Annotated in this window: 14 protein-coding genes; 8 read left to right on the top strand and 6 right to left on the bottom strand. The window is 67.0% G+C overall.

The annotated features are described in order from the left end of the window. The first annotated feature begins 4 nt into the window (after positions 1-4). The 5 genes from QZM72_RS23495 (at position 5) to QZM72_RS23475 (ending at position 5,034) form a co-directional block, all read left to right on the top strand. The gene (locus tag QZM72_RS23495; protein WP_301739375.1) at positions 5-1,054 is read left to right on the top strand and encodes a C45 family peptidase; all 1,050 of its coding nucleotides are present in this window, start codon (positions 5-7) and stop codon (positions 1,052-1,054) included. Between the two features lie 15 nt (positions 1,055-1,069). Next, complete coding sequence (locus QZM72_RS23490; RefSeq protein ID WP_301739374.1) at positions 1,070-2,404, top strand: aspartate aminotransferase family protein; 1,335 nt, start codon at positions 1,070-1,072, stop codon at positions 2,402-2,404. Positions 2,405-2,429: 25 nt separating this feature from the next. After that, positions 2,430-2,984 (top strand): carboxymuconolactone decarboxylase family protein, encoded by a 555-nt coding sequence (locus QZM72_RS23485; RefSeq protein WP_089469541.1) that lies wholly within the window; start codon positions 2,430-2,432, stop codon positions 2,982-2,984. Positions 2,985-3,191: 207 nt separating this feature from the next. Beyond that, positions 3,192-4,091, top strand: coding sequence for a lipid A hydroxylase LpxO (gene lpxO, locus QZM72_RS23480; protein WP_301739373.1), 900 nt, complete (start codon positions 3,192-3,194; stop codon positions 4,089-4,091). Positions 4,092-4,257: 166 nt separating this feature from the next. After that, positions 4,258-5,034 (top strand): extensin, encoded by a 777-nt coding sequence (locus QZM72_RS23475; protein ID WP_301739372.1) that lies wholly within the window; start codon positions 4,258-4,260, stop codon positions 5,032-5,034. A 95-nt stretch (positions 5,035-5,129) separates the two neighbouring features. On the opposite strand, the gene ahpF is transcribed toward QZM72_RS23475, so the two are convergent. The 5 genes from ahpF to QZM72_RS23450 form a co-directional block, all read right to left on the bottom strand. Then, positions 5,130-6,728, bottom strand: coding sequence for an alkyl hydroperoxide reductase subunit F (ahpF, locus tag QZM72_RS23470; RefSeq protein ID WP_089469544.1), 1,599 nt, complete (start codon positions 6,726-6,728; stop codon positions 5,130-5,132). A 123-nt stretch (positions 6,729-6,851) separates the two neighbouring features. After that, complete coding sequence (ahpC, locus tag QZM72_RS23465) at positions 6,852-7,415, bottom strand: alkyl hydroperoxide reductase subunit C (RefSeq protein WP_034179823.1); 564 nt, start codon at positions 7,413-7,415, stop codon at positions 6,852-6,854. 238 nt (positions 7,416-7,653) lie between these two features. Then, positions 7,654-8,019: a type II toxin-antitoxin system VapC family toxin gene (locus QZM72_RS23460; protein ID WP_089469545.1), complete on the bottom strand. Its 366-nt coding sequence runs from the start codon at positions 8,017-8,019 to the stop codon at positions 7,654-7,656. Then, positions 8,013-8,231, bottom strand: a complete 219-nt coding sequence (locus QZM72_RS23455) for a ribbon-helix-helix protein, CopG family (protein ID WP_089469546.1) — start codon at positions 8,229-8,231, stop codon at positions 8,013-8,015. The genes QZM72_RS23460 and QZM72_RS23455 overlap by 7 nt, the downstream gene beginning before the upstream one ends. Positions 8,232-8,320: 89 nt before the next feature. Further along, positions 8,321-9,217: a LysR substrate-binding domain-containing protein gene (locus tag QZM72_RS23450; protein WP_301739371.1), complete on the bottom strand. Its 897-nt coding sequence runs from the start codon at positions 9,215-9,217 to the stop codon at positions 8,321-8,323. A gap of 178 nt (positions 9,218-9,395) precedes the next feature. On the opposite strand from QZM72_RS23450, the gene QZM72_RS23445 reads away from it, so the two are divergent. From QZM72_RS23445 to QZM72_RS23435, 3 genes are read left to right on the top strand one after another with little or no spacing between them, the layout of a single operon-like run. Beyond that, positions 9,396-10,562 carry a branched-chain amino acid ABC transporter substrate-binding protein gene (locus QZM72_RS23445; protein WP_301739370.1) on the top strand — a complete coding sequence of 389 codons (1,167 nt, stop codon included), beginning with the start codon at positions 9,396-9,398 and terminating at the stop codon, positions 10,560-10,562. A 41-nt stretch (positions 10,563-10,603) separates the two neighbouring features. Further along, positions 10,604-11,128 carry an L-2-amino-thiazoline-4-carboxylic acid hydrolase gene (locus tag QZM72_RS23440; protein ID WP_089469549.1) on the top strand — a complete coding sequence of 175 codons (525 nt, stop codon included), beginning with the start codon at positions 10,604-10,606 and terminating at the stop codon, positions 11,126-11,128. Further along, the gene (locus QZM72_RS23435) at positions 11,121-12,377 is read left to right on the top strand and encodes a Zn-dependent hydrolase (protein ID WP_301739369.1); all 1,257 of its coding nucleotides are present in this window, start codon (positions 11,121-11,123) and stop codon (positions 12,375-12,377) included. Before QZM72_RS23440 ends, QZM72_RS23435 begins: the two co-directional genes overlap by 8 nt. 35 nt (positions 12,378-12,412) lie before the next feature. Here the strand turns inward: QZM72_RS23435 and QZM72_RS23430 are convergent, their stop codons facing one another. Next, on the bottom strand, positions 12,413-13,249 hold the full coding sequence (locus QZM72_RS23430) for a cytochrome c (protein WP_301739368.1): 837 nt from the start codon (positions 13,247-13,249) through the stop codon (positions 12,413-12,415). Positions 13,250-13,425 lie beyond the last annotated feature (176 nt).

The raw sequence follows: 13,425 nt of genomic DNA, 5'->3' as shown, positions 1-13,425 counted from the left end.
CGACATGCCGCTTTCCCTTTCCCCCGTCATCGCCGGCACGCCGTTCGACATCGGCGTGCGCCTCGGCGAGCTTGCCCGCCCGGTGTTCGACGCGTACATGCAGCAGAGCAGCGCATGGCAGGCCGTGCGCCGCTGGCGCGGCCATCCGTTCGTCGACGTATTGCGGCAGGCCGCGCTCGCCGCGTACCCCGATCTCGTCGCGGAACTGGACGGGATCGCGGCGGGTATCGGCTGGCCGGCCGAAGATATCTTCCTGTGGAATTGCCGCGGCGAACTGATCCACAACGCGCCGGACGGCTGCACGACGCTCGCCGCGCGCGAGGCGAACGGCACGCGCTGGATCGCGCACAACGAGGACGGCGATCCGTATCTGCGCGAACGCTGCCTGCTCGTCGACGTGCAGCCGCAGGGGAAGCCCGGCTTCATCAGCTTCTATTACCCGGGCTCGCTGCCCGGGCATACGTTCGCCGCGAACCGCGCGGGCATCGCGCAGGCGATCAACAACCTGCGGATTCGCACGCCGGCGGTTGGCGTGCCGCGGATGATCCTGGCGCGCGCGGTGCTCGATGCGACGTCGCTCGATGCGGCGGCCGACGTGCTGCGTTCGCATGCGCGCGCGAGCGGCTTTCATCACACGATCGCTGCGACCGGCGATGCGCGAGTGCTCAGCATCGAGGCGAGCGTCGCGCGCTGTTCGGTTATCGACGTCGCGCATCTCAGTGGACACGCGAACCATCTCGTGCATGCCGGTTGCGACGCGGAAGCGCAGATCATCACGCAGTCGTCGGGCGACCGTCAGCGACGCGTCGACGCGTTGACGCCCGGCATCGACACGATCGACGCAGCCGCGCTGCTGCGCGTGCTCGGCGATCGCGCGCCGGAAGGGCTGCCGATCTATCGCGACGATCCGGCCGATCCCGACGACGAGAACACGCTCGCGACCGCGGTGTTCGAGATTCATGACACCGCGATCGACTTCACCGTTCATCAACACGGCACGCAGCGCTTCGCGACGCACATCGTGCCGTCCGCGCACGCGCCCAGCGCGTCCTGATCCTTGAGGCAACGCATGACGACCGTTTTCCATCGCGCCCCGCGCGCCACCTTGCCCGTTGCCGTCGCAGGCGACGGCATCGAGATCATCGATTCGACCGGTAAACGCTATATCGACGCTTGCGGCGGCGCGGCCGTCTCGTGTCTCGGCCACAGCAACCAGCGCGTGATCGACGCGATCAAGCGGCAGGCGCAGCAATTGCCTTACGCGCATACGTCGTTCTTCACGACCGAGGTGGCCGAGAAACTGGCCGACCGGCTCGTCGACGGCGCGCCGGCCGGGCTCGACCACGTGTATTTCGTGTCGGGCGGCTCCGAGGCGATCGAGGCTGCGCTGAAGCTCGCGCGCCAGTATTTCGTCGAGAAGGGCGAGCCGCAGCGCCGTCATTTCATCGCCCGGCGCCAGAGCTATCACGGCAATACGCTCGGCGCGCTCGCGATCGGCGGCAACGCATGGCGGCGCGAGCCGTTCCTGCCGCTGCTGATCGAAGCGCACCACGTGAGCCCGTGCTATGCATACCGTGACCAGCAGGCGGGCGAAACCGACGAAGCGTACGCGCAGCGTCTGGCCGACGAGCTCGAACGGAAGATCGTCGAACTCGGCGCGGAAAACGTCGCGGCGTTCGTCGCGGAAACGGTGGTCGGCGCGACGGCCGGCGCGGTGCCGCCGGTGCGCACGTACCTGAAGAAAATTCGCGCGGTGTGCGACAAGTACGGCGTGCTGCTGATCCTCGACGAGATCATGTCGGGGATGGGGCGCACGGGCTACCTGTATGCATGCGATGAAGACGACGTCGCGCCCGATCTGCTGACGATCGCGAAAGGGCTCGGCGCCGGCTATCAGCCGATCGGGGCGACGCTGGTGAGCGACCGCATCTATCGCACGATCGTCGACGGCTCGGGCTTCTTTCAGCACGGTCACACGTACCTCGGCCACGCGACCGCATGCGCGGCCGCGCTTGAAGTGCAGCGCGTGATCGCGGAAGACAAGCTGCTCGACAACGTGAAGGCGCGCGGCGAGCAGTTGCGAGCGTCGTTGCGCGAGCATTACGGCACGCATCCGCATGTCGGCGACGTGCGCGGCCGCGGGCTGTTCGTCGGCGTCGAACTCGTGCGCGATCGCGATACCAAGGCGACGTTCGACCCCGCGTTGAAGCTGCATGCGGCGGTCAAGCGCGAAGCGATGCAGCGCGGCTTGATGGTGTATCCGATGGGTGGCACGATCGACGGCGTGCACGGCGATCACATCCTGATCGCGCCGCCGTTCGTGTGCACCGCGCAGCAGATCGACACGATCGTCGAGCGGCTGTCGGGCGCGATCGGCGCGGCGCTCGCGTCGGCTGGCGCGTGAACCCCGACTTCAACGATTCCTCGCCATGACAGACAGACTGCCTCCTTTCGATCCCGCATCGGCCACCGACGAACAGAAGGCCGTGCTCGCCGATATTCTCAGCGGCCCGCGCGGCAACCTGAACGGGCCGTTCCTCGGCTGGATCGCGAGCCCTGAACTGGCCCAGCACGCACAGAAGCTTGGTGCGTTCTGTCGCTATCGCACCGGGCTGCCGCTGCGTCTGTCGGAACTCGCGATTCTCGTGACGGCCGCGCGCTGGCGCTCGCAGGCCGAGTGGCACATCCATCACCCGATCGCGCTCGATGCCGGCGTGCCGGCCGCGACGGCCGATGCGATCCGCCTTGGGGTCGCGCCCGCATTCGAATCGGACGACGACGCGCTGATCCATGCGTTCGCGACGGAGTTGTACGACACGAAGCGCGTGAGCGATGCCACGTTCGCGCGTGCGCAGGCGCGCTTCGGGCACGAGACCGTCGTGAATCTCGTCGCGCTGCTCGGCTATTACGCGCTCGTCGCGATGACGCTCAACACGTTCGGGATGCGCGCGGACGGACAAACTGATTTGCCGTTTCCGGAATAATCGCCGCCGGCGTGTGCGTCGGTAGCCTGCCGCGCATGCATGCAGATTGCCCGAAAAGCCCGTAGATACGGGCTTTTCGGCGTTTTGGCACGGATCGATCGGCCATCTCGTCGCGTTGCGAGACCTACACCACGCGATCTCACCGTCAGAGCAAGAAATTTTTCCCGTACCTAGAATTCTCGCAAACGGCTTACGGGGGAAATATCGATGCGCTGGGTCCTGTTGATCGTGTTTATTGCGTGTGTCGTCTACACGCATCGGCGCGGCAAGGTTCGGCACCGGTTGTTCAGGCAACTATCCGACCACTCGACCTTTACCGCACCGCTGAACTGCTTTTCGTATGCGTTCTCGTCGGTGCCGACCACGCCGTTTCTCGACACCGATCTTTTTCCGGAGCTCGCGGTATTGCAACGCGAATGGCGCACGTTTCGCCGCGAAGCGCTCGCATTGCGCGACGCGAGCCGGATCAAGGCGTCGGGCGAGTACGACGACATCGGCTTCAATTCGTTTTTTCGCCGCGGCTGGAAGCGGTTCTACCTGAAGTGGTACGACGCGCCGCATCCGTCCGCGCAGGCGCTGTGTCCGCGCTCGGTCGAGATCCTGTCGCGGATTCCGTCGATCAAGGCGGCGATGTTCGCGCAGTTGCCGCCGGACGGGCAACTCGGGCTGCATCGCGATCCGTATGCGGGCTCGCTGCGCTATCACCTGGGGCTCGATACGCCGAACGACGATGCGTGCCGGATCGTCGTCGACGGCGAATCGTATGCGTGGCGCGACGGCGACGCCGTGATGTTCGACGAGACGTACCTGCACTGGGCCGAAAACCGCACCGCGCACGATCGCGTGATCCTGTTCTGCGACGTCGCGCGCCCAATGAAATATCGCTGGGCGCAGCGCGTCAACGATGCGGTCGGGCAACTGCTGATGCGCGCGGCCGCATCGCCGAACGAAACGGGCGATCGCACGGGCGGGCTCAATCGCGCGTTCCGGTACCTGTATGCGATTCGCCGCGCCGGCAAGCGGCTCAAGGCGTGGAATCGTACCGTGTATTACATCGTCAAGTGGTTGCTGTTCGGCGGGATCGCGGTCGCGATTTTCTGCATCTGACCGGCGAGGGCGAGCGGTTTCTTCTCGTCTGACGATAGGCGGCGCGGCCTCGCGCGGCGTCGGCGGCCCCACGCCGTCATCAATGCAACCAAATGTATTCGTGCGAGATCAACGCGCATTGGCCGCGTATGATGGCCTGTTCACATCGATATGTCGGTGAGCAAGCATGACGAGTACCCGTAAAACCATGTTGATCGCCGGCGGGCTCCTGGTAGCCGCGGCCGGCACCGCGTACGTGATGCTCCTGCGCGCGGACCACCGTGTGATCGAAGACGCCGGCATCGCCGATTCGGCCGCACCTGTTGCCGCGGCGCCCGCGGGCAACGATCACGCGGTGCAGGGCGCGATCGTGCCGCCGGCGCCGGCTGCCGCGACAGCGCCGAAACAGGCGGCCGCCGTGCCGCCTCCCGCACCCACCGCACCCACGCCCGCGCCGGCCGCAATCGCGCGCGTCGACGCCGCGCCCGCACCCGTGCCGGTCGTCAGCGACAAGCCGCAACCGGTGACGAAGCCGGCCGCACCGCCGCCGAAGGTCAATGTCGTGACGGTGGATGCACAGGATTCGACCCCATCGGTCCCGGCCCCGGCCGCGACACCCGCTCAGTCGGCTCCCGCCGCACAGGTCACGCAACGCGCGCCGCGCAAGCGCGACGGCCTCGAACGCCACGCCGCCGCCGCGTCGCCGGCCGCGACGAAATCCGAAACGCCGGAGACGGCCGCGCTCGTCAGGGAGTCGGCGAAGCTCGATCCGGCGTTGCCGCCGCCGTCGATGTCGACGGTGTCGTCGATGCCGGCGAGCACGGGTTCGTACCGGCAGGGCGGTTCGTCGTCCGGCGCGAATCCCGTGGCGGCCGCGATGACCGAGCAACTGGTCAGGCAGTCGAGCAGTTTCAAATCGACGGCGCCTGCGCCAGCGGACGGCGGCTCGACCGCGACCAAGTAATCGCGAACGCCGCCGGCATAAAAAACGCCCCGCACGCCGACCAAAGCATGCGGGGCCAAGAGAGACAAACTTCGATGTCGTCGGGCTGACGTCCGTCAGGCGGCGACCGCTTCTTCGGCCTGCGGTTGAGCGGTTGCCACCGGCGCCACGTCCTGCCGGATCAGGTGGTCGAACGCACCGAGCGACGCCTTCGCGCCTTCGCCGACCGCGATCACGATCTGCTTGAACGGCACCGTCGTCACGTCGCCGGCGGCGAACACGCCCGGCACCGACGTCGCGCCGCGCGCATCGACGACGATCTCGCCATGCTTCGACAGTTCGACCGTGCCTTTCAGCCATTCGGTGTTCGGCACGAGGCCGATCTGCACGAACACGCCTTCGAGATCGATGCGCTGCGTGTCGCCCGAACGCAGATCCTTGTATACGAGCCCGTTCAGCTTGCTGCCGTCGCCGGTCAGCTCGGTCGTCTGCGCCTGCGTGACGATCGTCACGTTCGGCAGGCTGCGCAGCTTGCGCTGCAGCACTTCGTCCGCGCGCAGTTGCGTGCCGAATTCGATCAGCGTGACTGCCTTCACGATGCCGGCGAGGTCGATCGCGGCCTCGACACCCGAGTTGCCGCCGCCGACCACCGCGACGCGCTTGCCCTTGAACAGCGGCCCGTCGCAGTGCGGGCAGTACGCGACCCCGCGGTTGCGGTATTCGCGCTCGCCCGGCACGTTGATTTCGCGCCAGCGTGCGCCGGTCGCGAGGACGATCGTCTTCGCTTTCAGCACCGCGCCGTTCGCGAGGCGGATCTCGTGCACGTCGCCCGGAATCAGCGCGTCGGCGCGCTGCACGTCCATGATGTCGACGTCGTACTGCTTCACGTGCTGTTCGAGTGCGGTCGCGAACTTCGGCCCTTCGGTTTCCTGCACCGATACGAAGTTCTCGATCGCCATCGTGTCCAGCACCTGGCCGCCGAAACGCTCGGCGACGACACCCGTCGCGATGCCCTTGCGTGCCGAGTAGATCGCCGCGGCCGCGCCTGCCGGGCCGCCGCCGACGATCAGCGTGTCGAACACCGGCTTGTTCTCGAGCGACTTCGCCGCGCGTTCGCTCGCACCCGTGTCGAGCTTCGCGAGGATTTCCTTTACGCTGCTGCGGCCCTGGCCGAACGATGCACCGTTGAGGAACATCGTCGGCACGGCCATGATCTGGCGCGACTCGACTTCGTTCTGGAACAGCGCGCCGTCGATCGCGACGTGGCGGATGCGCGGGTTGATCAGCGACATCACGTTCAGTGCCTGCACGACTTCCGGGCAGTTCTGGCACGACAGCGAGAAATACGTTTCGAACGCGTAGTCGCCGTCGAGCGCGCGAATCTGCTCGATCACGTCGTCGTCGAGCTTGATCGGATGGCCGCCCGTCTGCAGCAGCGCGAGCACGAGCGACGTGAATTCATGGCCCATCGGGATGCCGGCGAAGCGGATGCCGGCCGGCTTGCCGGGCTCGCCGATCGAGAACGACGGTTTGCGCTCGGCGTCGTCGCGGCGTTCGGCTACGGTCACGCGATCCGTCAGCGACGCAATCTCGGTCAGCAGCGCCAGCAGTTCCTGCGATTTCGCGCTGTCGTCGAGCGAGGCGACGAGTTCGATCGGGCGCGTGATCTTTTCGAGGTACGCTTTGAGTTGGTTCTTGAGATTGGCGTCGAGCATGGCGTTTCGGATTCCGTATTGATGATTCTGGTCGGGCACGTCGTGCCGGAGGAGGGCGCGGGCCGTGCGAGGCGGCCCGGGGTGATGCATGTCGCGCGCCCCGTGCGAGGCGCGCGGCGACCCTTAGATCTTGCCGATCAGGTCGAGCGACGGGGTCAGCGTTTCCGCACCCGGCGTCCACTTGGCCGGGCACACTTCACCCGGGTGAGCGGCGATGTATTGCGCGGCCTGGACCTTGCGCAGCAGTTCGCCCGCGTCGCGGCCGATGCCGTTGTCGTGGATTTCGCACAGCTTGATCTCGCCTTCCGGGTTGATCACGAACGTGCCGCGCAGCGCCATCCCTTCTTCCTCGATCAGTACGTCGAAGTTGCGCGACAACGTGAGCGTCGGGTCGCCGATCATCGGGTACTTGATCTTGCCGATCGTGTCCGACGTGTCGTGCCATGCCTTGTGCGTGAAGTGCGTGTCGGTCGACACGCCGTAGATTTCGACACCCAGCTTCTGGAATTCCGCGTAACGGTCGGCGAGGTCGCCCAGTTCGGTCGGGCAGACGAACGTGAAGTCGGCCGGGTAGAACACGACGACGGACCACTTGCCCTTGAAGTTCTCTTCCGAGACGGGCACGAATTCGCCGTTGTGGTAAGCGGTTGCCTTGAACGGCTTGATTTGGGTGTTGATGATCGGCATCTGGACAATTCCTTTTCGTCAGGGGTGAGTGGAGTGTTGCCAGTATCCGGGTTCACCCTGAACTTGTGAAATTGCTTGTTTCAATCCGGGGTATCGGGATTTTCTATCTGCTTCCGGCCTTTGATTGGCGGGGGGCGGGGGCGGGAAGGGCGGCGGACGTTGATGCGGGCGGCACCTGCTCGGCACGAGCCCGGCTGGCAGATGTGCTGGGAAGGCGTATGCGCTCGCGTACGTCGGCTTAGATCTGATATGGCACGCGAACGCCGGGTTCGGAGGCGGGAAAGTCCTTCGTGTTGCGCGATACGAGCAGCAGACCGTTCACTTGCGCCGATGCCCACACGATCGCGTCAGGCAGGCGTATCCGGCGGTCTTTGCGAATCGTCACGGCGCGATTCGCAACTGTGCTGTCGAGGGCGATGACATCGAACGACGAGAGCCATGCGCGAATGGGTGCTTCGTCACTTGCGGGCGCCCCGACGAGGACTTCCATCCACGAGATCATGCTGATTGCGCGATAGTCGTAGCGGCCTAGCTCCGCACGAGCGGATTCCACACCGCCCAGATAATCGATCAGGATGTTGGTGTCGAAAAGGGCTTTTACCATTCCGAGCGCAATTCCTCTTGATAGGCGAGCCCATCGATCGTGCGATCTTTCCAGAGACCGAAGACGTCGTCGGCAAGCCGGTGCTTGTTCAGGGCAATGTAGGCGTCGATCGCGTCACGAATGATGGCGGCGCGGGGACGGTGTTGAGTCTCGACGATGACGGCCAACGCGTCTAGTTGGCCATCCGACAGATCGACCAGAATCCGGCTCATGGCAACCTCCGATATATGATATGCATATCATATATGCGAGTTTGAAAGCATGCAAGGCCCCGCCAGGACGACGCGGCATGGGGCCCCGCTCAAATCCCCGCCATCTTCCGCAACCACGCCGCCAGCCGCCGCGCTCCGTCCGGCATGTCCGCGTCCTCGCGCGTGCACAGGTAGTAATCGCGGCCGTCGTCGAGCGCGTGATCGAACAACTGCACGAGCTCGCCGTTCGCCAGTTCGCGCTGAACCAGCGGCGCGCGCAGCAACGCGGCGCCGAGATCCGCGCGGGCGGCGCTCAGCGTGAGCTGGCCATCTTCGAACATCGGCCCTACCGCGTGCGACACGTGCCGCACGCCGGCGCCCTGCAGCCAGTTGACCCACGTGCTGCGATCCTCGTCGTGCACGAGTGGCGCGCGAGAGAGATCGGCCGGCGTGCGGAACGGCCCGTGACGCTTCAGGAACGACGGGCTGCACATCGGCACCATCGCACCCGGCAGCAGCCGCTCGCAGCGATAGCCGGGCCAGTCGCCGGTGCCGAAGCGGATCGACAGGTCCGACGCGTCGCTTCGGTAGTTGCGGTGGTGCGCGTACAGCACCGTGACGTCGACATCCGTGTTGTCGGCGAGGAACGCATGCAGCCGCGGGATGAACCAGCCGATGCCGAGCAGCGGAATCAGGCTGACGGTGATCTGGCGCAGCGACGAACGGTCGCGCACGAAGCGCGTCGCGCTGCGCAGCACCGAGAACGCCGCGCTGATCGACCGGTAGTAGTCGCGGCCTTCGTCGGTGAGCGCGAGCAGCCGGCCTTCGCGTACCGTCAGCGGCGTCTGGATGAACGCCTCGAGCAGTTGCAGCTGATGGCTGACCGCCGACGGCGTGATGTCGAGTTCGCCTGCCGCCGCGGTGACCGAGCCGAGACGCGCGAACGCTTCGAACGCACGCACCGCGCGCAGTGGGGGATCGTACGGCAATTGTTCGATATTTTTCATGTATAGAATTTTATCGAAAAGTCATGGCGAGCGACAACACAAAAATATCCATTATTTACAGGGTGATACGTTAATGTGGCGGGAACGGCATAAGCATCCAACAATTGGGTATTTGGGGTTTGGATGTCGAATATTTAATATTTTTCATGTTTAAGTTCCAGCCGACCGATCCCAGCACATGAAAATCGCTTTCCTCTCCGCCAGCTTCGCCTTCTCGACGGCCGCCTTGGTCGTCGCCGCTCCCGCGTCCGCGCAGTCCGCGCCCCAGACCGTCCTGATCGGTCTCGCCGCGCCGCTCACCGGCCCGTCCGCGCGGATCGGCAAGGATCTGCAGAACGGCGCGCAACTCGCGATCGACGACGCGAACGCGAAACATCCCACCATCGGCGGCAAGCCGGTCGTTTACAAGCTCGTCGCGGCCGACGACCAGTCCGACCCGCGCACGGCCGTCGCGGTCGCACAGCAACTCGTCGACCAGCACGTGATCAGCGTCGTCGGTCACTGGAACACGGGCTGCAGCGTGCCGGCGTCGCGCGTGTACCGCGATGCGGGCATCCCGCAGATCGCGCCGGCGTCCACCGGCCATCAATACACGCAGCAGGGCTACGCGACAGCGTTCCGCATCATGGGGCACGACGATGCCGGTGGCCACTTCACCGGTGCGTACGCGGTGAAGACGCTGAAGGCGAAGCGCATCGCGGTGATCGACGATCGCACGTCGTTCGGCGCGGGGCTGGCCGACCAGTTCATCAAGGGCGTGCAGGCGAACGGCGGCGCGATCGTCGATCGTCAGTACGTGAACGACAAGACGACCGACTTCAGCGGCGTGCTGACCGCGATCAAGGGCAAGCGCGCGGATCTCGTGTTCTTCGGCGGCCTCGACGCGCAGGCCGCGCCGATCGCGCGCCGGATGCGTCAGCTCGGCGTGAACGCGCCGCTGCTCGGCGCGGGCGGCTTCGTGAGCCAGACTTTCCTGTCGCTCGCGGGCAAGGACGGCGACGGCGTGACGGCGCTCGAACCGGGCCTGCCGCTCGACCGGATGCCGGGCGGCAAGGCGTTCGACACGCAATACCAGGCACGCTTTCACGCGCCGATCGAGCTGCATGCGCCGTTCGCGTACGACGCGGCCGCCACGCTGATCGCGGCCGCGCAGAAGGCCGGCACGACCCAGCCGGCGAAGCTGGTCGCGGCCGTTCGTGCCATCGAGCGGCCCGGCGTGACCGGGCGCATCGCGTTCGACGCCGAAGGCAACCTGAAGGACCCGGCCTTCACGATCTACCGGGTGCGCGGCGGCAAGTGGGCCGTCGTCGACGTGCTCGGCGGCTCGCGCACCGCGGCCCAGTGACGACACGACGACACAACGACACAACGACCGAGACGATTCCCATGACAGAAGCGAACCCGACATCCGCCGCCGCACCCGAGGACACGCGCCTCGGGATCCTCGCGCGGCGCCGCATCGAAGCGGAAATCATCAAGCCGATCTACGAGATCATGAAGCGCGAATTCGGCGCCGAGCGCGCACAGGCCGTGATCGCGGAAGCCGTGCGCGGCGCGGCCGTCGACGCGGGCCGCACGTTCGCCGCGCAGGAGCCGGACGGCACGAGCGTGAAGTCGTTCGTCGCGCTGCAGGTGCTGTGGGAGAAGGACGATGCGCTCGACGTCGAGGTGCGGCGCGCGGACGACGCGCACTACGACTACGACGTGCATCGCTGCAGTTATGCGGAGATGTATCACGCGATGGGGCTCGGCGAGATCGGGCATCTGCTGAGCTGCGCGCGCGATAGCTATTTCATCCAGGGCTATGCGCCGGACATCGCGCTCACGCGCACGAGCACGATCATGCAGGGCGGCAAGCGCTGCGATTTCCGCTATGCGCTGCAACACGCGCAGGAGAACGGCGATGCGTGACGATACCGATATGGCGAGCATGCCGCGCGTCGACGGCGAGCGCCTGTGGGCGTCGCTCGAACGGATGGCGCAGATCGGCGCGACGCCGAAGGGCGGCGTCTGCCGTCTCGCGCTGACCGATCTCGACCGCGAGTCGCGCGACCTGTTCGTGCAGTGGGCGCGCGACGCCGGCTGCACGGTGCGCGTCGACCGGATGGGCAACGTGTTCGCGCGCCGCGCGGGCCGCCGCCCCGACGCCGCGCCGGTGATGACGGGCTCGCACGCCGATTCGCAGCCGACCGGCGGCCGCTACGACGGCATCTACGGCGTGCTCGGCGGGCTCGAGGTCGTGCGCGCGCTGAACGACGCGGGCGTCGAGACCGAACGCCCCATCGACGTCGTGATCTGGACCAACGAGGAAGGCTCGCGCTTCGCGCCGGCGATGGTGTCGGCCGGCGTGTTCTCGGGCGTCTATACGCTCGAATACGGGCTGTCGCGCACCGACGGCGGGGGCCGGACGATCGGCGAGGAACTCGAACGGATCGGCTACGCGGGCGCGGAGCCGGTCGGCGGCTATCCGGTGCACGCGGCATACGAACTGCATATCGAGCAGGGCGCGATTCTCGAGCGGGCCGGCAAGACGATCGGCGTCGTGACGGCCGGGCAGGGGCAGCGCTGGTACGAGGTGACGCTTACCGGTGTCGACGCGCACGCCGGTACGACGCCGATGGCGTTCCGGCGCGACGCGCTGGTCGGCGCGGCGCGGATGATCTCGTTCATCGAACTGCTCGGCCGCCGTTACGCACCGGATGCGCGCGCAACGGTCGGTATGATCGAGGCCCGGCCGAATTCGCGCAACACGGTGCCGGGCGGCTGCTTCTTCACGGTCGAATTCCGTCACCCCGACGATGCGGTACTCGACGAACTGGACGCGGCGCTGCGCGCGGAACTCGCACGTGTGGCCGACGAAGCCGGCCTCGGCGCGCGGATCGAGCAGATCTTCACGTATGCGCCGGTGCCGTTCGCGCCGCGCTGCATCGACACGGTGCGTGATGCGGCGCGCTCGCTCGGGCTGTCGCACATGGACATCGTGTCCGGCGCGGGCCACGACGCGTGCTATGTCGCGCGTGTCGCGCCGACCGGGATGATCTTCGTGCCGTGCGTCGACGGGCTGAGCCACAACGAGGCCGAAGCGATTACGCCGGAATGGGCGACGGCCGGCGCCGACGTGCTGTTGCGCGCGGTGCTGCAGAGCGCGCGGGAAGCGTAAGCGCGACGCGTGCGGCCGGGCGGCGGCCACGCGCGTTACTTTGCCGCCTTGCGCCGCGCCATATACGCGAGATACGTGACGATCTGGTCGAGTTCGCGGTCGCTCAGCTGATCGGGCGGAAACGCCGGCATGCTGCGGCCCGGCCAGTCGCGCACCGACGCCGGGTTGCGGATGTAGCGGCGCAGCGCGGCGGGCTGGAAGTAGTCGACCGGGTTCATCGGCGTGTTCAGGTCGGGGCCGGCGCGGCTGCTGCCGGCGCCGTCGATGCGATGACACGCGAGGCATTGCGTGACGAACAGCCGCTGGCCCGCGCGGGCCGGATCGGTCGCCGGCAATGCGGCGTCGACCGCGAGCGACGGCCAGCGCGCGAGCGGCGACGATTCGATCGTGATGCGCACGATCTGGTACGGCCACTGCTCGCCGCGCACCGACGACGCGTCCGGCCCAAGCCAGACGAGATAGAACGGCCCCGCGCCGACCTGCTTGCCGGGCAGCTTCGGCCACGGATGAGCCGGGTCCTCGATCGCGAGCCACGGGGTCGCGCCGGCCGGCGCGCGGCGGCGCACGAGATCGAGCGGCAGTTGCGCGGCGAACCCGTCGGCCGCGCGCGTTTCGAGCACGCCGTCGGCCGGCAGCGGCGTGTCGCCGAGCAGCGCGGCGAACGGCACCGCGCGGAACGTCATCGGCCGGCCGTATGCGATGTCGCGCGGCACGTGGATGTCGGTCGCATCGGCGCGCGCGAGCAGCGTCTGGCGGGTGAGGGCGCGGGCCGTGCCGTCGGTGTCGAGTTCGAGCGTGGACTGGGCCGACGCGCGTTGCCCGAGCAGGCAAACCGTCAGCAGCACGAGCGAAAACCACTGGCGCTTCAGCATTCGTTCTCCGGGAAGGGGCGTTCCGGCGGCGGCAGGAGGTGGGACGCCGCGGCCGATGGAAGGAATCGGGCGACAGTCTATCCGGTACGGGCGGCGCTGGCGAATTCGGCAGAGGAAAGGCACGGCGGTCGTGGTCGGCAGGCCCGCGACGGCGCGTCCGACTACCGGGTTGGCGA

This window comes from Burkholderia sp. AU45388, assembly GCF_030481585.1.
Classification (GTDB): Bacteria; Pseudomonadota; Gammaproteobacteria; order Burkholderiales; family Burkholderiaceae; genus Burkholderia; species Burkholderia sola.
The sequence above is the reverse complement of the archived record's forward strand: the minus strand, read 5'-3'. Positions and strand labels throughout refer to the sequence as shown.

Coding starts and splice junctions, on each gene's coding strand:
- QZM72_RS23495 (WP_301739375.1), top strand. CDS start 5: ATGCCGCTTTCCCTTTCCCCCGTCATCGCCGGCACGCCGTTCGACATC.
- QZM72_RS23490 (WP_301739374.1), top strand. CDS start 1,070: ATGACGACCGTTTTCCATCGCGCCCCGCGCGCCACCTTGCCCGTTGCC.
- QZM72_RS23485 (WP_089469541.1), top strand. CDS start 2,430: ATGACAGACAGACTGCCTCCTTTCGATCCCGCATCGGCCACCGACGAA.
- lpxO (WP_301739373.1), top strand. CDS start 3,192: ATGCGCTGGGTCCTGTTGATCGTGTTTATTGCGTGTGTCGTCTACACG.
- QZM72_RS23475 (WP_301739372.1), top strand. CDS start 4,258: ATGACGAGTACCCGTAAAACCATGTTGATCGCCGGCGGGCTCCTGGTA.
- ahpF (WP_089469544.1), bottom strand. CDS start 6,728: ATGCTCGACGCCAATCTCAAGAACCAACTCAAAGCGTACCTCGAAAAG.
- ahpC (WP_034179823.1), bottom strand. CDS start 7,415: ATGCCGATCATCAACACCCAAATCAAGCCGTTCAAGGCAACCGCTTAC.
- QZM72_RS23460 (WP_089469545.1), bottom strand. CDS start 8,019: ATGGTAAAAGCCCTTTTCGACACCAACATCCTGATCGATTATCTGGGC.
- QZM72_RS23455 (WP_089469546.1), bottom strand. CDS start 8,231: ATGAGCCGGATTCTGGTCGATCTGTCGGATGGCCAACTAGACGCGTTG.
- QZM72_RS23450 (WP_301739371.1), bottom strand. CDS start 9,217: ATGAAAAATATCGAACAATTGCCGTACGATCCCCCACTGCGCGCGGTG.
- QZM72_RS23445 (WP_301739370.1), top strand. CDS start 9,396: ATGAAAATCGCTTTCCTCTCCGCCAGCTTCGCCTTCTCGACGGCCGCC.
- QZM72_RS23440 (WP_089469549.1), top strand. CDS start 10,604: ATGACAGAAGCGAACCCGACATCCGCCGCCGCACCCGAGGACACGCGC.
- QZM72_RS23435 (WP_301739369.1), top strand. CDS start 11,121: ATGCGTGACGATACCGATATGGCGAGCATGCCGCGCGTCGACGGCGAG.
- QZM72_RS23430 (WP_301739368.1), bottom strand. CDS start 13,249: ATGCTGAAGCGCCAGTGGTTTTCGCTCGTGCTGCTGACGGTTTGCCTG.